Here is a 20,119-nt window from a genome sequence, read left to right as displayed (position 1 = left end):
GACGCGCGCTTCGAACGGCGGTCACGGGGCAGTGACGCCGCTAGGGGCGACTGCCAACGACTGGATGAGGTGCATCGCAGATGTCCGACCTGGCGCAGATCGGCGTGACCGGCCTCGCGGTGATGGGCCGTAACCTGGCCCGGAACCTGGCCCGCAACGGTTACGTCGTCGCCGTGCACAACCGTTCGCCCGAGCGGACCCGCCGGCTCGTCGACGAGTTCGGCCACGAGGGGACGTTCGTGCCGGGCGAGTCCATGGCCGACTTCGTCGCCTCGCTCGCCCGTCCGCGGGCCGTCATCATCATGGTGAAGGCGGGCGGCCCGACCGACGCCGTCATCGACGAGCTCGTCCCCCTGCTGGAGGAGGGCGACATCGTCATCGACGCCGGCAACGCCCACTTCGCCGACACCCGCCGCCGCGAGCAGGCCCTCCGCGAGCACGGCCTGCACTTCGTCGGCACCGGCGTGTCGGGCGGCGAGGAGGGCGCCCTGCTGGGCCCGAGCATCATGCCCGGCGGTTCCCCCGAGTCGTACCGCACGCTCGGCCCGATGTTCGAGAAGATCTCCGCGAAGGTCGACGGCACCCCGTGCTGCACGCACATCGGGCCGGACGGCGCCGGGCACTTCGTCAAGATGGTCCACAACGGCATCGAGTATGCGGACATGCAGCTCATCGCCGAGGCCTACGACCTGCTGCGGGCCGGTCTGGGCGCGACCCCGGCCGAGATCGCGGACATCTTCCGCACCTGGAACACCGGCGACCTCGAGTCGTTCCTGATCGAGATCACCGCCGACGTCCTCGCGCACGTCGACGGCGACACCGGCAAGGCCTTCGTCGACATCGTGCTCGACCAGGCCGAGCAGAAGGGCACCGGCCGCTGGACCGTGCAGAGCGCCCTCGACCTGGGCGTGCCGATCACCGGCATCGCCGAGGCCACCTTCGCCCGCTCCCTGTCCGGCCACGCCGACCAGCGCGAGGCGGCCCGCGACGCCTTCGGCACCGACCGCACGGCGATCCAGGTCGCCGACCGCGACCAGTTCGTCGAGGACGTGCGCCGCGCCCTCTACGCCTCGAAGATCGTCGCGTACGCCCAGGGCTTCGACCACATCGAGGCCGGCAGCGCCGAGTACGGCTGGGACATCGACCGCGGCAGCCTGGCCACGATCTGGCGCGGCGGCTGCATCATCCGGGCCCGCTTCCTCAACCGCATCCGCGAGGCCTACGACGAGAACCCGGGCCTGAAGAGCCTGATGGTGGCCCCGTACTTCGCCACCGCCATCAACGACGGCGTCCCCAGCTGGCGCCGCGTGGTCGTGGCCGCGGCCGAGGCGGGCATCCCCACCCCGGCGTTCTCGTCGTCGCTGTCGTACTTCGACGGCCTGCGCGCCGAGCGCCTGCCCGCGTCCCTGATCCAGGGCCTGCGCGACAACTTCGGTGCCCACACGTACCGCCGCACGGACCGCGACGGCACGTTCCACGTCGAGTGGGCCGGCGACAAGAAGGAACACACCGCCTGACGCACCGCGGCGTGGGGTGGACCGGCACCGCCCGCTCCACCCCACCGCCCCGCTCCCGTATGCGCAGACGCGTGTGGTCACGCCGGGGTCGGGGACGCGTGATCCTCAGTCGGTCGTGCCGGCCCGGCGAGCGGTGGCCGGGGGCGGCGGAGTGAGAGTGCGGCGCCCAGGGCCGCGCACCCCGCCGTGATCCAGAAGGCCGCGCCGAAGTGGTTGCCGGCCAGGACCAGCGTGAGGGTGGCCACCGTCACCGCGCCCGACAGGTACTGGGACGTCGTCAGGAGGGCGGCGGCCGACGACTGCTGCTCCGGCGGTACATCCCGAGCACCCAGGATGAACATGGACGTGTAGATCATCCCGTGGGCGAAGCCGCTCACCAGCAGGCCGGGCAGCAGGCCGGTGACGTAGGAGCCCCCGCCGCCCGCCGCCAGCGCCGCGAGGCCCGCCGCGGCCAGGCCGAAGGCGGCCGACAGGGTGCGGGCCGTGCCCAGCCGGCGGATCGTCGCGGCCGTCGCGGAGCTGCCCAGCGTCACCATCGCCGCCAGGGGCAGGAACGCGATGCCCGCCAGCAGCGGCTCGTAGCCGCGCAGCCGCTGTAGCAGCAGCGTCACCACGTAGAACTCGGAGCCGACGCTCGCCATGTACAGCGCCGTGGCGGCCGCGCCCAGGCGGAGCGAGCGGATGCGGCGCAGGGAGCGGTCGACGAGGGGTGCGGGGGAGTACCGCTCGTTGGCCAGGAAGGCCGCCGCCAGTACCGCGGCGAGGGTCCAGGCGACGAGGCTGCCGGCGAACGTCAGGGCCAGCACGACCGCCAGCGCGGCGCCGGTGCCGAGCAGCGACGCGCGCAGCGGGACCCGCCGCCGCGTGGCGCCCTGCGCGGCCAGCCACAGCAGGCCGCCCACGGCGCAGAACACGGTCACCGGCACGTTCACCAGGAACGTCCACCGCCAGCTGGCCCGGGTCAGCAGGCCGCCCAGGACCACGCCCGCGGCCAGGCCCGATGCGCCGACCGCGCCCCACACCGACAGGGCGCGGGTGCGGGCCGGGCCGGGCGCGAACGACATGCCGATCAGGCCCAGGATCGCCGGCTGGAGCAGCGCCGCGGCGACGCCCTGCGCCCCACGGGCGGCCAGCAGCACCGCGCCGTCGCCGGCCAGGCCGCCGGCGACGCTCGCCACGCCGAACAGCGCGGTCGCCGCCACGAACAGCCGCGACGCGCCGACCCGGTCGGCGAGCCGGCCGCCGACCAGCAGGAACCCCGCGAACGGCACCGCGTACGCGCTCACCACCCACTGCGCCGTGCCCAGGTCGAGCCCCAGGTCGTCGGCGATGCCGGGCAGCGCGACGTACACGATGGAGTAGTCCAGGGCCAGCAGGAACTGCGCCAGCGCGAGCACCACGAGGTTCATGTGGCGCATCGTCGGACGTTCACACTAGTGTGAAGGTCAATTGGGTTGGGGGGCACGTCACATGCGCATCGGCGAGCTGGCGGGGCGCACCGGCACGCCCGCCCGGCTGCTGCGCTACTACGAGGAGCAGGGGCTGCTCACCCCCGGGCGGCTCGCCAACGGCTACCGCGACTACGGCGAGCAGCTCGTCGGCCGGGTCCAGCAGATCCGTGGCCTGCTCGACGCCGGCCTGCCGACCCGCGTGATCAAGGACGTCCTGCCCTGCCTCGACACCCCCTGCGCGATCACCATGTCCGACGCCGGCCCCGAGGTGCTCGAGCTGCTGCGCCAGGAGCGCGACAAGATGGACGCCCGCATCGCGTGCCTGGCCCGCAACCGCGACGCCATCGACGCGTACCTGGCCCGCGTCACCGATGACAACCTTCGCGGCGCCCCGGGTCGTTGACCCCCCGTGGAGGACTTCGAGTCGTACGTGAGCGTCGCCTGGCCGCGCCTGCTGCGGTCGGCGTGGCTGCTCACCGGCGACTGGCACAAGGCGGAGGACCTCGTGCAGACGGTGCTGGCCCGCGCCTACGGCCGCTGGGCGCGCATCCGTGACGGTTCGCCCGACGCCTACCTGCGGGCGATGCTGGCCACGACGTACCTCAGCTGGTGGCGCCGCCGCTGGCGGGGCGAGCTGCCCACCGAGCGCCTGCCGGAGCCGCCGGCGGCGCCCGACCCGCAGGGCCAGGTGGAGCTGCGGCACGTGGTGGCGGAGGCGCTCGCCCGCCTGCCGCGGCAGCAGCGGGCGGTGTTGATGCTGCGGTACCTCGGGGACTTCACCGAGGAGGCGACCGCCCGCACGCTGGGCATGAAGGCCGGCACCGTGAAGTCCCACACGGCCCGCGCCCTGGCCGCGCTCCGCCAGGACCGGCACCTGTCGGAGGCGATCGGACGATGAGCTCCAATTCCGACCTTTCCCAGCTGGTCGAGCTCGGGATCCCGGAGGTACCGGCCGAGCTGCTCACTCCGCCGACGGCCCGGATCCTGCGGGCGGCGGCCCGCCGCCGTCGGCTCGCGGCCGCCTTGAGCGCGGCCGGCGCGGTCCTGGCGGTGCTCGCCGCCGGTGTCGCGCTGCGCCCCGCGGCGGCCCCCCTCGTGACCCCGCCACCGCCCAGCGGCGGCCCGTTGGAGATCGTCTCGGGGGTCGGCTGGCAGGTGGCCCGGGTCGCCCGCGACGGCCGCTCGGTCCGCCTGTACCTGGCCGCCCCGCCGTGCGCCGGCTACGGCGAGCTGAGCGTGGCGGTCGACGAGTCGGACGAGCTGGTGACGCTGACCGTGACGGGCGGCGAGCTGGTCGAGTCGTCGTGCGCCCCTGGTGACGACCCCGGCGCGGCCGAGGTCCGCGCCACCCTGGACCGCCCGCTCGGCGACCGCGCGCTCTCGGACGGCTCGGCGGCGGGCCGCGACCGGCTGGTGGTCCGCGAGGCCGACCTGCCGGCGTTCACGGGCTGGACGTCGATCCCGGCGAAGTACCTGAGCCTGACGGGCGAGTCGTTCCCGTTCGGCTACACCCGCCTGGGCGGCCCCGACCTGCGCTTCGAGGCGTTCCTGACCCCGCCGCGGCGGACGTCGCCGGCCGGCACGGTGCAGCTGGGCTCGCACACCGGCAAGCTCTACCCCACGGGCGACTGGTTCGAGGTCCTGTGGGAGGCCCACGGCGTGACCTACTCGCTGGCGGCCCAGCCGTCGGAGGGCCAGCGTCTGGAAAAGCCGCAGTTCGAACAGCTGATCCATGATATGACGTGGCCGTGACGACCCCTGACATCACGCTCGCGACGCCGGCCGACCGCCCCTCGGTGGTGGCGACGTTCGTGGCGGCCTTCGAGTCCGACCCGGCGATCCGCTACTTCCTGCCGTCCCCGGACACGTACGAGTCGGAGGCGGCGACGATGGCGGCGGCCCTGTTCGACCCGAGAGCGGCACGGGGCACGGTCTGGCTGGCCAACGCGGGCGCGGCGGTGGCGATGTGGGACGCCCCGACGAGGGCCCGCCACACGCCGGCCCCGGCGACGGACGACGCCTGGGGCCGCTACCAGTCGACGGTCCACGCGGCGCTGCCGGACTTCCCGCACTGGTACCTGGGCGTCCTGGCCACCCACCCGACATCGCGCGGCCGGCGCCTGGGCCGCGCGGTGATGGCGGCGGGCCTGGCGCGGGCGGACGCGGACGGCCTGCCGTCCTACCTGGAGACGTCGAACCCGGCGAACGTGGAGGTCTACCGCTCGGTGGGCTTCGAGGTGCAGCACCACCTGCTGGTGGACGCCCTCCCGGTCTGGATCATGTCCCGCCCCCCGGCGACATCGCGCTGACCACTCCCGCCGGGTGACGCGCCGGCCCGGGTGATGAAAGTCCGATTTGTATGGAAACGCGGCCACGGAAAAGTCACTAAGCTTGACTGTTGACTAGCGGAATGTTTTGCGGCCGGGCTATGTTGTAGCGCGCAGAACGAGGGGAACAGCCCCACGAAGGCCAGCGGAGCGTGCGAGATGCAGTTCGGAGTGTTCACCGTCGGTGACGTCACGCAGGACCCGACCAACGGGCGGACGCCGACCGACGCGGAGCGGGTCAAGGCGATGATGACCATCGCGCTCAAGGCCGAGGAGGTCGGGCTCGACGTCTTCGCGCTCGGCGAGCACCACAACCCGCCGTTCGTGCCCTCGTCGCCCACCACCATGCTGGGGTGGGTCGCCGCCAGGACCAGCAAGCTGCAGCTGTCCACGGCCACGACGCTCATCACCACCAACGACCCGGTGAAGATCGCCGAGGACTACGCCATGCTGCAGCACCTTGCGGACGGGCGGGTCGACCTCATGATGGGGCGTGGGAACACCGGGCCCGTGTACCCCTGGTTCGGCCAGGACATCCGCAACGGAATCGCTCTCGCCATCGAGAACTATGCATTGCTGCGGCGGCTCTGGCGCGAGGACGTCGTCGACTGGGAGGGGAACTTCCGCACGCCGCTGCAGGGGTTCACGGCCACGCCGCGGCCGCTCGACGGGGTGCCGCCGTTCGTGTGGCACGGGTCGATCCGCAGCCCGGAGATCGCCGAGCAGGCCGCGTACTACGGTGACGGCTTCTTCGCCAACCACATCTTCTGGCCCAAGGAGCACACGCAGCGGATGATCGACCTCTACCGGCGGCGGTTCGCGCACTACGGGCACGGCGACGCCGACCAGGCCATCGTCGGGCTCGGCGGGCAGGTCTTCATGCGCAAGAACTCGCAGGACGCCAAGCGGGAGTTCCGGCCGTACTTCGACAACGCCCCGGTCTACGGGCACGGGCCGTCGCTCGAGGACTTCACGGCGCAGACGCCGCTGACCGTCGGCAGCCCGCAGGAGGTCATCGACCGCACGCTCACCTTCCGGTCGTACGTCGGTGACTACCAGCGGCAGCTGTTCCTGCTCGACCACGCCGGGCTGCCGCTCAAGACGGTCCTCGAGCAGCTCGACATCCTCGGCGAGGAGGTCGTGCCGGTGCTGCGCAAGGAGTTCGCGATCGGCCGGCCGGCGCACGTGCCGGACGCGCCCACCCACGAGTCGCTGAAGGCTGCTCTCGACACGGAGAAGGTGCAGGCATGACGCGCAAGCTCGTAGCGGTCTCGGCCGGGCTCAGCAACCCGTCGTCGACGCGGCTGCTCGCCGACCGGCTCGCCGAGGCGGCCAGGAACGCGCTGGCCGCCCGCGGTGAGGACGTCGAGGTCCGGGTCGTGGAGCTGCGCGACGTGGCGCACGACATCACCGACCACCTGCTCACCGGGTTCCCGTCGCCCGCGCTCAAGGACGTGCTCGACGCGGTCGCCGGCGCCGACGGGCTGGTCGCGGTCAGCCCGATCTTCAACGCCTCGTACAGCGGCCTGTTCAAGTCGTTCTTCGACGTGCTCGGCGACGGCGTGCTCGACGACAAGCCGGTGCTGCTCGGGGCGACCGGCGGCACCGCGCGGCACTCGCTCGCGATCGAGCATGCGCTGCGGCCGATGTTCACGTACCTCCACGCCGTGGTCGCCCCGACCGGCGTGTTCGCGGCCACCGAGGACTGGGGGCACGAGGGCACGCTGCACCAGCGCATCAGCCGGGCCGGCGGCGAGCTGGCCGCCCTGGTCGCGGCGCGCGAGGCGGTCACCGTGACCGACCCGTTCGAGCTGACGACGACGTTCGACGATCTCCTCAACGGCGGCGGCCGCACGGTCACGAACGACATGCGGCTCTAGAAAGACCGGGCGGCGGCGCCGTCGAGCAGGGTCCGCAGACCGCGCTCGACGGCGCCGCCACGCCGTCGTTGTCCAGCGGAGGGACTAGGAGCCCGCCCCCTCGTAGCGGCGCAGGCCGCGGGAGAACACGAACCAGGCCACCACCGCGCAGTACACCGCCACCAGCGGCGTGAGCAGCCCCACCCAGGCCGGGCCGTGGCCGAACACGACGCTGACCGGGAAGAAGCTCACGAACGCGAACGGCAGCACGAAGCCCAGCGCGGCCTTCAGCGCCAGCGGGTACACCGACAGCGGGAACCGCGCCAGGTCGCCGACCTGGTGCACGGCGAAGGCGAACAGCGGGCTCGGGCTCTGCATCCAGAACGAGACGGCGTTGGTGCCCAGGTTGATCGCGACCTTGATCACGATCGCGCTGAGCAGCACGAGCAGCGCCAGCCCGACCCGGCCGGCGGACCACGCGATGTCCACGTTGGCCACCGCGAAGCCCAGCATCAGGCCGCCGGTCACGATGTTGCTCAGCCCGTTCAGGCCGATCTGCATGCTGCTGACCTGGAGCAGGATCGGGTACGGCCGGACCATCATGTAGTCGAGGTCGCCCTGGTTGATCTGCCAGGCCAGGTTCCACATGCCCTCGAAGAACAGCGAGCCGACGCCCTCGGCCACCGCCACCATGCCGAACATCGCCACGACGGCCCAGAAGGACCAGCCGTTGATGTGCGGCACCTTGGCGAAGATGGCAGACAGGAACGCCACGTTGACGACCTGCATCATGAGGGTGCCGAACATCATGAGCCAGAAGTCGGCCTCGTACTCCAGCAGGGACCTCAGGTGGGCGCCGAGCAGCCGCCCGTACAGCCGGATCATCGTCATCCCCCGTGCACCGTGAGCTGTCGAAGGGCGCCGCGGAACAGGGCCCGCGCCGCGTACCAGAGCACGACCGCCCAGCCCAGCTGCACGGCGACGAGCAGCACCGCCTCGCGGCCGCTCACCTGCCCGATGAAGATGAGCGCGGGGGTCGAGGTGAGGCCGGCGAACGGCGACCAGGTGGCGGCCGTCGCGAGCCAGTCCGGGAAGTACGCCAGCGGCACCAGCGCACCGGAGAGCAGGGCGGTGACCGCCTGGCGCGCCCACAGCACGCCGACGAAGTTCTCCGTCCAGAAGCAGGCGAGCGTGCTGAGGTACGACACGGTGAACTTGAGCGGCACGAGGAGCGTCATGCTGCACAGGAACAGCGCCAGCTCAGGCCCGTCCGGCGTCACCGGCAGCCCGCCGAAGACGACCGCCAGCCCGCCGACCAGCACGACGACGGCGATCTCGATCCAGACGCCGCCGACCGTCTCCCAGAACCGGGCCCGCTGGTAGTCGACCGGCTTGACCAGGTCGAGCGCGATGAGCCCGGACCGGATCCGGAACGACATGCGGAAGTCGACGAACGACCCGACGAGCGCACCGGCGGCGAAGGCGACCAGCAGGTACCCGCGCATGTGCTCCCAGTCGAACCCGCCGATGTTCGCCCCGCCGTCGAGCAGCACCCGCCACACCGCGAGCAGCGCGATGAGCTGGAAGGCGACCCCGCCGAGCGAGAGCAGGAAGCTGCCCCGGTACGCGAGCGCGCTGAGCGCCGTGGCCCGCGCAAACGCGCGGTACGCCCTCATGCGGCCGCGTCCAGCTGGAGCTCGCCGGAGTACACGCGGCGGATGACGTCCTCGATCGATGGCTCGTCGACGTGGAAGTCGACGAGGTTGGTCAATGGCGCCAGCGCCGTGACGGCCTGCCCGGCGGTCATCGCGAACCGGTCGAACCGGACGGCGAACTGCAGCGGCGTCTCGCCGGCCTCGACCTCCGCCCCCGGCAGCGCCGCGCGCAGCTTGTCGAGCGGCACGGCCGTCTCCGTCTCGAGATTGAGGATCCTCTCTCTCGCGAACGCGTCCTTGACGGCCTGCAGGTCCCCGTCGAAGATGATCCGCCCCTCATCGATGATGACCAGCCGCTGGCAGAACCCCTCGATGTCGCCGAGGTCGTGGCTGGTGAGCATGACGGTCGTACCCTCGTCCCGCACGGTGCGGAAGAACTCCCGCACCCGGTCCTTGACGGCGAGATCGAGCCCGATCGTCGGCTCGTCGAGGTAGACGACGGGCGGCGCGTGCAGCAGCGCCGCCGCGAGGTCGGCCCGCATCCGCTGCCCGAGCGACAGCTTCCGCCCCAGCACCGGCAGCACCTCACCCAGCTCCAGCACCTCCTCGAACCGGGCCATGCGCTGCCGATAGGTGCCGTGGTCGATCCCGTAGATGTCCCGCAGTACGGCGAGCGACTCCCGGACGGGCAGATCCCACCACAGCTGCGTCCGCTGCCCGAACAGCACCCCGATCTTGTGTGCGAGCTTCACCCGGTCCTGCTGCGGCGACAGCCCGTCGATGCGTACCTCCCCGCTGCTGGGCACGAGGATGCCACTGAGCAGCTTGACGGTGGTGGACTTCCCGGCCCCGTTCGGCCCGACGTACGCGACCGCCTCCCCGGCCTCGATCGAAAGATCCACATGGTCGACGGCCACCTTGTCGGTGAACCGCCGGACGAACAGATGCTTGACCGCTCCCCGCAGCCCCGGATCCTTCTCCGGCCGCCGGAACACCTTGGTCAACTGACGTGCCTCAACGAGTGCCATCGACTCCCACCCCCGCGCACCGATAGTTCGCGACCAAAATTAAGCGATTGCGCCCGGCATTGCCGCCCCATTTTCCGGCGGGACGGCTCCGACTCCGACTGCTCGGGACCCCGCGCACTTCGTCAGCTCCACCGCCCCATGCGGACCGGAGCCGGAACCGGACCATCGATCGGCCTGACCGGCCGATCGGTTCTGCCGATCCGGGGCGAGCACGCGCTGTCTACTGTGAGATCACCATGGCGCGAGGGGTGGGCATGGGGTCGTCGAACCGGCGGAACGCGCTGGTGGCCGTCGCCACGGCGCTGCTCATGGGCATCGGGCTGGTCGCCGACGTCCTGGGCATCCGCTCGGCCCTGACCGGCGACGACAAGCCCGACACCACCCCGACCGGCGCCACGACCACCGTCATCGCCGCCCCGAAGACCGAGGGCGCCCTCGATCCCGTCGTCGATCCGGACGAAGAGGAGCCCGACCCGCCGGCGACCACCACGACCCGGCCCGAGCCGAAGCCCACGACGAAGGCGCCGTCGTGCCTCGTCGGCACCTGGCGGCTCACCGCGCGGACCCTCGACGAGCAGGTCGAGGGCGTCGGCACGGTGCGGCTGACGCTCCTGCAGGGCTACGAGAGCCGGCAGTTCCGCTCCGACGGCTCGACCGAGGTCCAGCTCGGCTCGGTCCTGCAGGGCCGCGCGGCCAACGGCGAGGTCTTCGCGCGGGCCACCAACGGCAGCGCGACCGCGCGGTACACCGTGCGCTCCGGCAGCATCGTCGAGACCGACACCCGCTCGACCGGCAGCATCGACCTCTACCGCAACGGCGTCCTCGTCAACCGCTACACCGCCGCCATCTGGGTCGACGGCACGTCGGACTACACCTGCTCGTCCACGACCCTGAGCGTGCAGGAGTCCAACGGCACCGCCCGCTACACCCGCCAGTGACTCAGCGCCCCGCGGCCGCGACGACGAGCTCCTCCAGCACGTCGAGGGGGAGCGGGCCGTGGGCGAGCACCTCGTGGTGGAACGCCCGCACGTCGAGCGACCCGCGCGTGCGCTCGCGCAGCTCGTCGATGCGCAGCCGGCCGATCATGTACGCCAGCGCCTGCCCCGGCATCGCGATGTACCGGTCGACCTCGTTGGCGATGTTGGTCTCCGACAGCGCGGTGTTCTCGCGCATGTAGGCCAGTGCCCGGTCGCGGGACCAGCCGAGGTGGTGCAGGCCGGTGTCGACGACGAGCCGGCAGGCCCGCCAGGCGTCGAACGAGACCATCCCGAGGCGGCTCAGCTCGCTCGTGTAGAGGCCCATCTCGTCGCTGAGCCGCTCGGCGTAGAGACCCCAGCCCTCGCCGTGGGCGTCGAAGTAGGCGAAGCGGCGGAACCGGGGCAGGTCGGCGCGGGACTGGGCGAGCGCGATCTGCAGGTGGTGGCCGGGCACGCTCTCGTGGAACGCCAGCGCCTCGTACTCGAAGCGGGGACGCAGGTCCGGGCGGTACGTGTTGATCACGTGCGTGCCGGGGCGCGTGCCGTCGGCGGACGGGGCGAGGTAGTAGCCGAGCACCGAGTTCTCCGCCTCGGCCGGGTCCATCTCGCGGACCGTGCACGGGGCGATGTCGTAGCCGGCGAACCAGTCGGGGACGGCGGCCTCGGCCCGCCGCAGCGCGTCGGTGACGGTGCCGACGATCTCCGCCCCGGCCGCGAACCGCAGCGCCGGGTCGTCGCGGAGCCGCCCCAGCACCTCGGCGACGTCCGTCGTGCCGAGCGCCCGGCCGCCCCGCTCGGCGAACTCCTCCCGCAGCCGTGCCACCAGCTCCAGACCCTGACGGTGAATCACCTCCGGTCCGAGATGAGTGGTGGTGTACTGCTGGACGAGGGCGAGATAGCCGTCGCCGCCACCGGGGACGTGCCCCACGCCGACCTTCTCCCCGGGCCGCGCGACCGGCAGCAGCTCCTCGGCGAGCACGGCGCGGAACCGAGCCAGCGCCGGGCGTACCGTGGCATCGATCACCGCCGTGGCCTCGGCGCGCACCGAATCCCGCCGCGCCAGCGGATCCCGCTGCAGGGGCGTCGCCAGATAGGCGTCGACCTGCGCGACCGCCTGCCGCACCCCGAGCGCGGTCGCGAACCGCCCGTCGGCGGCGGCCCGCAGGTAACGATCGGCCCAGGCGTCGAAGTAGCCGCCGAGCCTGCCGAGCCGGGCCAGGTAGGCGTCGTCGGGGCCGGTCGCGACCGGCACGGTCGAGATCACCTGGGCGAACGGCCCGGCGATGCTGGCCGTCACCGCGACCTCGACGAGGCCGTCGTCGAGGGTCCGCTGCCCGTCCCGCAGCAGCCGGCCCAGCACAGCGCGGCTGACGGGGTCACCCCCGTCGACGGCGTCCAGCCGCGCCTCCAGCCGCCCCAGCTCGGCCCGGTGCGCCGCGGCCGCCTCCCGGCTCGGGTCCGGCACCTCCGCCTCGAACCCGGCCACGCCGAAGCTCCCGGCGAGGAACGGATCGGCCGCGAAGTGCCGGTCGAAGTATTCGTCACCGATCCCGTCGAGCGTGTCCATGTCCCGCATCCTCCCACCGTCGGCCGCCCCGCTCGGTGCCGGTGACGTCGTACCGCACGGCGCGCGTGATCGACCATTCGTGTATGGCATTCCGCCAAACCCTCGGTCATCCTGACCCTACCGACCGTAGGGGGTTGCCGTGGATCGATGGCTCCGGCGGTATCGATCCGGATCCGAGGGCGGGCTCGTCGCGCTGGCGCTCGCCGCCCCGGCCATCGTCGCGGGCGTCGTGGCGGTGGTGGCGCCGCGGCACGGGTTTCCGCTGCTCGTCGCGGTGGCCGCCGGGTACCTCGTCGGCATGCTCGTGCACCTGAGCCGGCGCTCCGCGCGGCTGCCCGTGTTCGTGCCGCCGTCCAACCTGCCGCCGCCCCCGACGTACATCGCCGGGCGCGGTGCCGAGGTGTCGAAGCTCGAGGCGTTCCTCCGCGGCCCGTCGGGCGGCCCCCGCGTGGCCAACATCTGGGGCGTCGCGGGCATCGGCAAGACGGCGCTGGCCGTCTACACCGCCCACCGCGTCGCCGACCGGTTCAACGGCGGCGAGCTGTTCGCGCGGTTCGTCACCGGCACCACGCCGGAGCCGGCGGCGTCGCGCGCCGACGCGGTCGGCACGATGCGCCGGCGGTTCATCGAGGCGCTGAGCCCGGCCGCCTCGGTCATGCCCGAGCGGCCGGAGGCGCAGGCCGCGCTCTACCGCCGGCTGACCCGCCGGCTCAGCCGGCGCAACCAGCTGCTGATCGTGCTCGACGACGTCTCCGACGTCGACCAGGTGACGCCGCTGCTGCCGCAGAGCCCGTGGTGCGCGGTGATCGTCACCTCACGCGGGCCCGTCGAGGGGCTCGCCGCCGAGCCGTTCCCGCTGGCCGAACTGGCCCCCGACGACGCGCTGGTGATGCTCGGCGCGATCGCCGGCGACGAGCGGGTGAAGGCCGAGCCCGCGGCGGCGCGCGAGCTGGTCCGGGCGGCGGAGTACCACCCGCTGGCGATCCAGCTGGTGGGGATGGCCCTGGCCCAGCGGCCGCACAGCCGCCTCGCCCTCGCCCAGCAGCTGATGGCCGAGCACAGCGACGCCAGCCAGCAGAAGTTCGACAAGGCACTCGACGTCGCCTACGCCATGCTCACCCGCGGCGAGCAGTACGCCGTCGTCAGCCTCGGCCTGCTCGACGGGCGGGTCTTCGCCCCGTGGGAGCTCGGCATGCTGCTGGGCAGCACCGAGTCGGACGCGTGGACGTACTGCCTGCGGCTCACCGATGCCGGCCTGCTGGAGCGGCGCAGCGACGACGCCGCTGGCATCCAGTCGTTCCGGTTGCTGGAGCACATCGACCGCTACGCCCGGCGGATCGCCGCCGACGTGCTCGACGACGACGAGCGGGGCGCGGCGCGCAAGCGGCTCGCGGACGGCCGGGCCGACCGCCGGCAGCGCCGCGACGAGCTGGGGGAGGTGTTCGAGCGGGTGCAGACGACCATGGAGAACGGCGCGATCTCCCGGGCGTTCAAGGACGCCCGCGACGCCGTGGCCCTGGCCCGGGAGGTCTCCCCGGCTGGGGCGGCCGAGGCGGTCGTGGCGCTGGCCGACCTGCACGCCGAACTCGGCGGCCTCGAGGACGTGCGGGAGCTGCTGGCCCTGTCGCCGCTGCAGGGCGAGTCGCTGGCCCGGATCCGCGCCCTGCGGATCGAGGCGAAGCTGCTGCGGCGGCTGCGGCAGCTCGACCCCGCGCGGGAGCGGCTCACCGAGGCGCTCGACCGGTGCCGCCGCCTTGACGACCGGGTCGAGCACGTCCGGCTGCTGCGTGAATTCGCCGTCATCGAGTCGCTGGGGCCCGACCCGCAGCTCGGCCGGCAGTACATCGGGGAGGCCCGGCGGCGCAGCGCCGGTCAGCCCCGGCAGTGGGCCCCGCTCGCGTACTCCGAGAGCCGGGTCCTGCTGGCCCTCGACCTGCCTGGCGACGCCGAGGAGGCGCTGCGGGTCGGCGCCGACCACGCGGAGCGGCTGGGGCAGAAGCTGTGGTACAGCTGGATCGGCTACGAGCGGGCCCAGGCCGCGCGGAAGGCCGGGCGGCCCACCGACATGATCGCCATGGCCTCGGAGGCGCTCGACGGCTTCGAGGAGATGCGCCACCGCTACGGCAGCGGCCATTGCCGGGAGATCATCGGCTGGGCACTGCAGGCCGAGGGTGACACCGAGGCCGCCGTGCGCTTCCTGACCGAGGCGCTGGAGACGTTCAGCAACTGCGGCGACACCTGGGTCGAGGCCCGGGCGGCCGACCGGCTCGCCGCCGCGCAGGCCGGCCTGGGGCAGCACGACGAGGCGCAGAATCTGTGGCGGATGGCCGAGCGGCTCTACCGCTCGGTCGGCAACCACCGGCGCGCCGAGCGGGTGCGCGCCGCCCGCCGCGCCGCGCGGTCGCAACGGGCGCCGGTCGGGCATTCGGTCGGGCATTCAGTCGGGAATTCGGTCGGGGCGAAAGGCGGTGCGGGGCGATGACCAGAGCCGTGTGGCTCACCGGGGTCGCCGTGGCGGTCGGGTCGGCCGTCGGCGTCGGGCTGCACTTCGCGTCCGGTGCCCGGTGGTCGCAGGGCCTCGGCCTGGTCCTGCTCGCCGCCGCGGCCGCGACGGCGGTTCAGCTGGCCGTGCTCGCCCGGGTCCGGCCGATGCGGCTGCGTGAGCGCCCGCCCCGCCTCGTCACGTTCCGGGGCCGCGACTGGGAGCTCGGCCGGCTGCGGCGCCAGTTCGACGATCTGCGGCGGCCCGGTGAGTCCAACGGCGCCATCATCCTGCCGATCCACGGCATGCCCGGGGTCGGCAAGTCCGCGCTCGCCCGGGAGCTGGCCCGGGAGCTGGCCGACGAGTTCCCCGACGGGCAGCTCTACGCCAACCTTGGCAACGCCGGCAACATCCGGGCCGAGGCCGAGATCCTCAGCCGGTTCCTGGCCGCCCTGCGGCCCGGCGAGGCGGTGCCCGCCTCGACGATCGAGCGTTCGGCCCGGTTCCGCTCGTTCACCGCGTCCGCCCGCGTGCTCGTCATCCTCGACGCCGCCCGCGATCAGGACCAGGTGGCCCGGCTCATCCCGACCGGCAAGGACTGCGCGGTCATCGTCACCAGCCGCCGCGACCTCGGCCCGGCGCTCGGCGTCCGGTCGTTCCGCCTCGACGTGCCCGACATGGACGGCGCGCTGGAGATGCTGCGGGCGGTGACCAACACGGCGGCCAACGACGAGAAGTTCGCCATCGAGATCGTCGACCGGCTCGGGCGGCTGCCGCTGGCCATCCGCGCCGTCGGCGACGCGGTGGTCCGCGACCGCATCGGGCTGCCCCAGGCCGCACGGGGCCTGCGCGAGCTGGCGGCGGGGATGGCCGAACCGGAGCGGAAGGAGACCGACGACGACGGTGAGCTCTCCGACGACCTGCAGATCGTCTACGAGCGGATCGAGAGCGAGTACGCCCGGCTGACCGCCGACGAGCAGCGCGCGTTCGAGCTGCTGTCGCTGGTGCAGACGCCGAGCCTGGTGCCGTGGATGCTCATCCCGCTGCTCGGCCTCGACAGCGACCGCGGCGACCAGGCCGAGATCGCCTCGATCGTGAGCCGGCTGGCCGAGCGGCAGCTGCTCGACCTCGCCGGGCTCGACCAGGTCAGCGGCCTGGACCGCTACCGCTTCCACCCGCTGTTCCGGGCGTTCGCCCAGACCCGGCTGCGCGGCAGCGGCGTCGACACCCACTGGCCGATGCGGCGCTTCGACGAGGTCTACCAGGAGGCGTTCCGGCTGGCCGGCGAGGAGCCTCCGGAGCCGGGGAGCCTGCCGTACTCCCACACCCTCGACGAGGAGCCACTGCCCGACCGCTGGGTCCGCGCGGAGTACCGCAACCTGCTGCGCTGCGTCCTCGCGACCGACGCCGCCGGCCGCGACGAGGTGTGCTGGCGCATCGCGGCGCAGCTCGGCGACGCGGTCCCGGACGAGGTGGACCGGCGCGACGTCATGGCGGCGTTCGAGGTGGCCGGATGGAACGCCGAGACGGGCGCCGAGACGGGCCACGACCCGCACGCGCTGATCCGGGTCCTGCTGGCCCGGGGCCGGTTCCTGGGTCAGCTGGGCGGCTACCGGCAGGACGGCCGAGAGTTCCCCGGGCTCGCCGAGGCGTTCGCGGCGCTGGACGCCGCCGCGACGGCGGCGAACACCGACGCCACCTGGGGCTCTGCCCGCCTCGAAGCCGAGGCACATCGCCGGATCGCCGAGGCGCTCCTGCGCGCCGGCCACCTCCGCGACGCCGACCACGAGCTGCGCCGCGCGGCGCTGCTGGCGCGGCGGGTGGGCGACCGGGACACCGAGCGGCTGATCGATCTGATGCGGGTGGCGGCGGCGTACGACCTGCGCTCGGTCGGCGATCCTCCCATCGGCGACGACGACGCCGAGGCGACGTTCTGCTACGGATGGGCCCGGGCCGAGGTGCTGCGTCGAGAGGGCGACTGGCGGGCCGCGTCGACGGTGTTGCGCGGACTGCTGCCGAAGTTCGAGGATGACGCGTCGCGGGCCGCCGCGATCCTGCTCCGGCTGGCCGAGCTGCGCCTCGACGAGTTCCAGGCCGACCGGCGCAACCGACGCCACACCGGCGCCCGCGCCGTGCACCGGGCGGCGGAGGCCCTCTACCGGTTCCAGCACATGCACGACCACGTCGGCGCCGTCCGGGCCCGCGGCGTGCTCGTCCGGGCGCTGCTCGCGTGCGACCGCCAAGGCGACGCCTTCGAGCAGTACCAGTACGCCACGTTCGACGCCGAGCTGGTCGAGCCGCTGCTGTGGCACGACCGGGCGCCGCTGTGGGCCGGGCTGCGCTGGGCCGAGGGCGAACTGCTGCGCCGCACCGGCGACGGCGCCGGGGCCACCCGCGCGCTGGTCGCCGCGGCGCTGGTGTTCCACGCGCACGGCGACCCAGCCGGCGAGGCGGGTGCGCTCGCCGCGGCGGGCCTGTCGCGGCTGCCGGTCGACGCGTTTTCCGGCGAACCGGCCGGGCGGGCACCGGTCGCCTGGCTCGAGCGCGCCGACGACGCGCCCCTGCGCGTCGGCGAGCCGTTCACCGTCGGCTACTCGATCACGGCGCCCGCGCTGACGCAATCGCTGCCGCCGGCCGGCGCCCGCCGGGTGACGGTCATGCTCGACACGGACGGCGCCGACGTGACGCCGCGGGCCCGGTCGGCCCGGCTCGACGCCTGGGCGCCCCTCGACGAGCAGGTCTTCACGGTCGTGCCGGTCCGGCCCGGCCCGCTGCGCATGCGCGTCGCGCTCTACGACGCCGACCAGGGGGCCCTGCTGCAGCGCACCGACCTCGCACAGCAGGACGTTGTCCCGTCGCACGACAGCGTGGCGGCATGACGCGGCACGACCTCGGACCGGCCAACTCGATCGACAACGTCAACAACTTCCGGCGGCCGGTGCCGGCGTGCGAGCGCCGGGACCGCACCCTGAACATCCGGATCACGGCGGCGCCCCAGGGCGGGTACGAGGTGATCGCGGTCGGGAACGATCTACGGATCAACGGCCAGTTCCCGGTCGGGCTCCTGGAGGCGGATCCGAAGACGGTCAAAGGCTGGATCGACGACCTGCACGAGACCTGGTCGAAGCAGGTGATCGAGTGGCAGGACCCGGCCGCGGTGGGCCCCGAAGCCAACTACCAGCGGCCGTTCACCGACGCCGTCGACCTGCGCACGGTGGACCGCGCCGCGGTCGACCGGATGTGGCACGCGGTCGCCTCCGCCGGCTACCAGCTGTTCTGGCAGCTGTTCCACAGCGGCGGACCGGCGCTGCAGAAGATCGGCGACCAGGTGTGGGCCGCGCTGTGGCGGCGCGAACAGGTCGTCACGTTCACCTCCAACGGCCTCGTCGCGCCGTGGTCCATGCTCTACGTGCCGCGCGAGGGATGGCACCGGCCGAAGCTCGGCGCCGTCGACCCGCAGGCGTTCCTCGGCTACCGGCACCTCGTCGAGCACCGCTTCGAGCGCAAGTACGAGCTGGACGGCGACATCCGCTTCACCGGCGAGCGGATCGCCGCCAGCGCCTACTACGACGAGCGGCTCGACGGCCCGCGGCGCGGGGGCACGCGCACGGCCGTCGTCGCGCCCGTGGTCGCCACGCTGGAGCGGCACACCACCACGCACCGGGCGACGACGCGGCAGGCCGTCGACGAGCACCTGTCCGGCGAGGGCGCCGCCGCGCACCTCATCTACTTCTGCTGCCACTGCGTGCTGTCGGCGACCGGCGAGGCGCACCTGCGGCTCGCCGACAACGCCGAGGAGCGGATCTCGGCCGGCGACTTCAAGTTCTGGATCGGCACGGAGGGTCTGCGCAGCCATCCGCTGGTGCTGCTCAACGCCTGCCAGAGCGGACGGTTGTACACGGCGTCGGCGAGCCAGCTCGGCGCGACGCTGCTCGAGCACGGCGCCGGCAGCCTGCTAGCCCCGTGCGTCAACATCCCCGCCGGGTTCGCGGCCGCCTTCGCCGAGCAGCTGTTCAAACAGGTGCTGCCGCTGGGCCGGCCGCTCGGGCCGGCGGTCCGCTCGGCCGTGCGCACCTTCGCCGGCAAGCGGCGCAACCCACTCGGCCTCACCTACTCGCTGTACCAGGGCATCGACAGTCACTTCTGCCAGATGGAGGCGTCCGATGGACTCGCCGCTGCCGGAGGCTGACGCCTTCACCGCCTATGACACGGTGCGCCTCAACGCCGAGGGGATGCTGCTCGACGGCCGCGAGGCGGTGCCGCCCGCCCAGGTGGCCCGGCACCTCGCCCGCCTCGTCAGCCTGCCCGAGCGGGTCACCGACATCTTCGTGTTCGCCCACGGCTGGCAGACCACGGCCGAGCGGGCGGCCGCCTCATCCCGGCGGCTGTTCTCCGCCATCTGGGAGCTCTACCGCGAGGCCCCCGACCGGTACCCGCCGCTCACCCCGTTCCGGCCGTTCTTCGTGTCCGTCCAGTGGCCCTCGCGGAGCAGTCCGCTGCCGGCGGGCTACCGGCGCATGCGCGACCGCGCCCATGCGATGACCACCACCGGCCACGCCGCCCACGTGCTCGCCGCCCTGCTCGGCTACCTCGACGACGAGCGCCGCCGGCCCGCCGGCGCCGACGTGCTGCGCACGGCCGGAGGGCAGTACCTGCACTGCGTCGGGCACTCGTTCGGCTGCCGCCTGCTGGGCGAGGCCATCAAGGAGGCCGCGGCGCCGCCCGAGCACCGCACGCTCGCCTGGCCCTGGCCGCAACGGTTCCCGTTCGCCGTCGACACCTTCCTGGGCCTGCAGATGGCGGCGCCGCCGAGCATATTCACCGGCCGCTTCCGGCCGCTCGTCAACGGCGCCGCGCCGATCGCCGGCCCCACGGTGCTGACGTTCAGCCCGCACGACCGCGCGCTGGCGCTGTGGCACGCGGTGCCCGAGGGGACGCCGGGGCTGGGCGCCGTCGGCGCCGCCGGCGCACGCGTGACCGACCTGCGCCCGGTGGAGGAACCCTACGCGGCCGGCGACTTCACCAGGTTGACGAGCGTCGACGCCACCTGGCGCTACCAGGACGGCAGCCTGGTCCAGGGCGCCCATTCGGACATCTGGTACCCCGAGACGGTGCACCTGCTGCTCTCGCTGGCCGCCCTGGGCCGCTGACCCCGCATCAGCTCCGCTCGGGGTCGCGCGGTGACGGGTTGCTGAGGGTGTGGGAGGAGATGACCGGGTTGTCATCTTGAGGCCGCCTGGTGGCCATGATCAACCG

The 20,119-nt window shown here is 73.2% G+C and carries 17 protein-coding genes; 12 read left to right on the top strand and 5 right to left on the bottom strand.

Annotated elements, in window-relative coordinates:
* Positions 1–80: 80 nt before the first annotated feature.
* Positions 81–1,517 carry an NADP-dependent phosphogluconate dehydrogenase gene (gene gndA, locus ABZS66_RS21760; protein WP_354760326.1) on the top strand — a complete coding sequence of 479 codons (1,437 nt, stop codon included), beginning with the start codon at positions 81–83 and terminating at the stop codon, positions 1,515–1,517.
* Positions 1,518–1,594: 77 nt separating this feature from the next.
* Here the strand turns inward: gndA and ABZS66_RS21755 are convergent, their stop codons facing one another.
* Complete coding sequence (locus ABZS66_RS21755; RefSeq protein ID WP_354760324.1) at positions 1,595–2,926, bottom strand: MFS transporter; 1,332 nt, start codon at positions 2,924–2,926, stop codon at positions 1,595–1,597.
* 61 nt (positions 2,927–2,987) lie between these two features.
* Between ABZS66_RS21755 and ABZS66_RS21750 the strand changes: the two genes are divergently transcribed.
* From ABZS66_RS21750 to ABZS66_RS21725, 6 genes are all read left to right on the top strand, one after another.
* Complete coding sequence (locus tag ABZS66_RS21750; RefSeq protein ID WP_354760322.1) at positions 2,988–3,371, top strand: MerR family transcriptional regulator; 384 nt, start codon at positions 2,988–2,990, stop codon at positions 3,369–3,371.
* Positions 3,372–3,377: 6 nt separating this feature from the next.
* Entirely contained in the window at positions 3,378–3,866 is a 489-nt protein-coding gene (locus tag ABZS66_RS21745; protein ID WP_354760320.1) for a SigE family RNA polymerase sigma factor, read from the top strand.
* Entirely contained in the window at positions 3,863–4,720 is an 858-nt protein-coding gene (locus ABZS66_RS21740; RefSeq protein ID WP_354760318.1) for a hypothetical protein, read from the top strand. Before ABZS66_RS21745 ends, ABZS66_RS21740 begins: the two co-directional genes overlap by 4 nt.
* Complete coding sequence (locus tag ABZS66_RS21735; RefSeq protein ID WP_354760316.1) at positions 4,717–5,277, top strand: GNAT family N-acetyltransferase; 561 nt, start codon at positions 4,717–4,719, stop codon at positions 5,275–5,277. The genes ABZS66_RS21740 and ABZS66_RS21735 overlap by 4 nt, the downstream gene beginning before the upstream one ends.
* A 177-nt stretch (positions 5,278–5,454) precedes the next feature.
* The gene (locus tag ABZS66_RS21730; RefSeq protein ID WP_354760314.1) at positions 5,455–6,546 is read left to right on the top strand and encodes an LLM class flavin-dependent oxidoreductase; all 1,092 of its coding nucleotides are present in this window, start codon (positions 5,455–5,457) and stop codon (positions 6,544–6,546) included.
* Positions 6,543–7,175: an FMN reductase gene (locus ABZS66_RS21725; protein WP_354760312.1), complete on the top strand. Its 633-nt coding sequence runs from the start codon at positions 6,543–6,545 to the stop codon at positions 7,173–7,175. The genes ABZS66_RS21730 and ABZS66_RS21725 overlap by 4 nt, the downstream gene beginning before the upstream one ends.
* 84 nt (positions 7,176–7,259) lie before the next feature.
* Here the strand turns inward: ABZS66_RS21725 and ABZS66_RS21720 are convergent, their stop codons facing one another.
* From ABZS66_RS21720 to ABZS66_RS21710, 3 genes are read right to left on the bottom strand one after another with little or no spacing between them, the layout of a single operon-like run.
* Complete coding sequence (locus ABZS66_RS21720) at positions 7,260–8,045, bottom strand: ABC-2 family transporter protein (protein ID WP_354760310.1); 786 nt, start codon at positions 8,043–8,045, stop codon at positions 7,260–7,262.
* Positions 8,042–8,830, bottom strand: coding sequence for an ABC-2 family transporter protein (locus tag ABZS66_RS21715; protein WP_354760308.1), 789 nt, complete (start codon positions 8,828–8,830; stop codon positions 8,042–8,044). Before ABZS66_RS21715 ends, ABZS66_RS21720 begins: the two co-directional genes overlap by 4 nt.
* Positions 8,827–9,837 carry an ATP-binding cassette domain-containing protein gene (locus ABZS66_RS21710; RefSeq protein WP_354760306.1) on the bottom strand — a complete coding sequence of 337 codons (1,011 nt, stop codon included), beginning with the start codon at positions 9,835–9,837 and terminating at the stop codon, positions 8,827–8,829. The genes ABZS66_RS21715 and ABZS66_RS21710 overlap by 4 nt, the downstream gene beginning before the upstream one ends.
* Before the next feature lie 236 nt (positions 9,838–10,073).
* Between ABZS66_RS21710 and ABZS66_RS21705 the strand changes: the two genes are divergently transcribed.
* On the top strand, positions 10,074–10,775 hold the full coding sequence (locus tag ABZS66_RS21705; RefSeq protein ID WP_354760304.1) for a hypothetical protein: 702 nt from the start codon (positions 10,074–10,076) through the stop codon (positions 10,773–10,775).
* A gap of 1 nt (position 10,776) precedes the next feature.
* On the opposite strand, the gene ABZS66_RS21700 is transcribed toward ABZS66_RS21705, so the two are convergent.
* Positions 10,777–12,390, bottom strand: a complete 1,614-nt coding sequence (locus ABZS66_RS21700) for a DUF885 domain-containing protein (protein ID WP_354760302.1) — start codon at positions 12,388–12,390, stop codon at positions 10,777–10,779.
* Between the two features lie 130 nt (positions 12,391–12,520).
* On the opposite strand from ABZS66_RS21700, the gene ABZS66_RS21695 reads away from it, so the two are divergent.
* The 4 genes from ABZS66_RS21695 to ABZS66_RS21680 are packed head-to-tail and all read left to right on the top strand — an operon-like array spanning position 12,521 to position 20,013.
* Positions 12,521–14,863 carry an NB-ARC domain-containing protein gene (locus tag ABZS66_RS21695; protein ID WP_354760300.1) on the top strand — a complete coding sequence of 781 codons (2,343 nt, stop codon included), beginning with the start codon at positions 12,521–12,523 and terminating at the stop codon, positions 14,861–14,863.
* Positions 14,860–17,742: an AAA family ATPase gene (locus tag ABZS66_RS21690; protein WP_354760298.1), complete on the top strand. Its 2,883-nt coding sequence runs from the start codon at positions 14,860–14,862 to the stop codon at positions 17,740–17,742. The genes ABZS66_RS21695 and ABZS66_RS21690 overlap by 4 nt, the downstream gene beginning before the upstream one ends.
* Positions 17,739–19,052 carry a CHAT domain-containing protein gene (locus tag ABZS66_RS21685; RefSeq protein WP_354760296.1) on the top strand — a complete coding sequence of 438 codons (1,314 nt, stop codon included), beginning with the start codon at positions 17,739–17,741 and terminating at the stop codon, positions 19,050–19,052. Before ABZS66_RS21690 ends, ABZS66_RS21685 begins: the two co-directional genes overlap by 4 nt.
* Positions 19,027–20,013 carry a hypothetical protein gene (locus ABZS66_RS21680; RefSeq protein ID WP_354760294.1) on the top strand — a complete coding sequence of 329 codons (987 nt, stop codon included), beginning with the start codon at positions 19,027–19,029 and terminating at the stop codon, positions 20,011–20,013. The genes ABZS66_RS21685 and ABZS66_RS21680 overlap by 26 nt, the downstream gene beginning before the upstream one ends.
* Positions 20,014–20,119: the final 106 nt, after the last annotated feature.

This window comes from Dactylosporangium sp. NPDC005572, from assembly GCF_040605515.1.
In the GTDB taxonomy this organism is placed as follows: domain Bacteria; phylum Actinomycetota; class Actinomycetes; order Mycobacteriales; family Micromonosporaceae; genus Dactylosporangium.
Note: the sequence above shows the minus strand (reverse complement) of the source record. Positions and strands in the feature narration are given on the sequence as shown.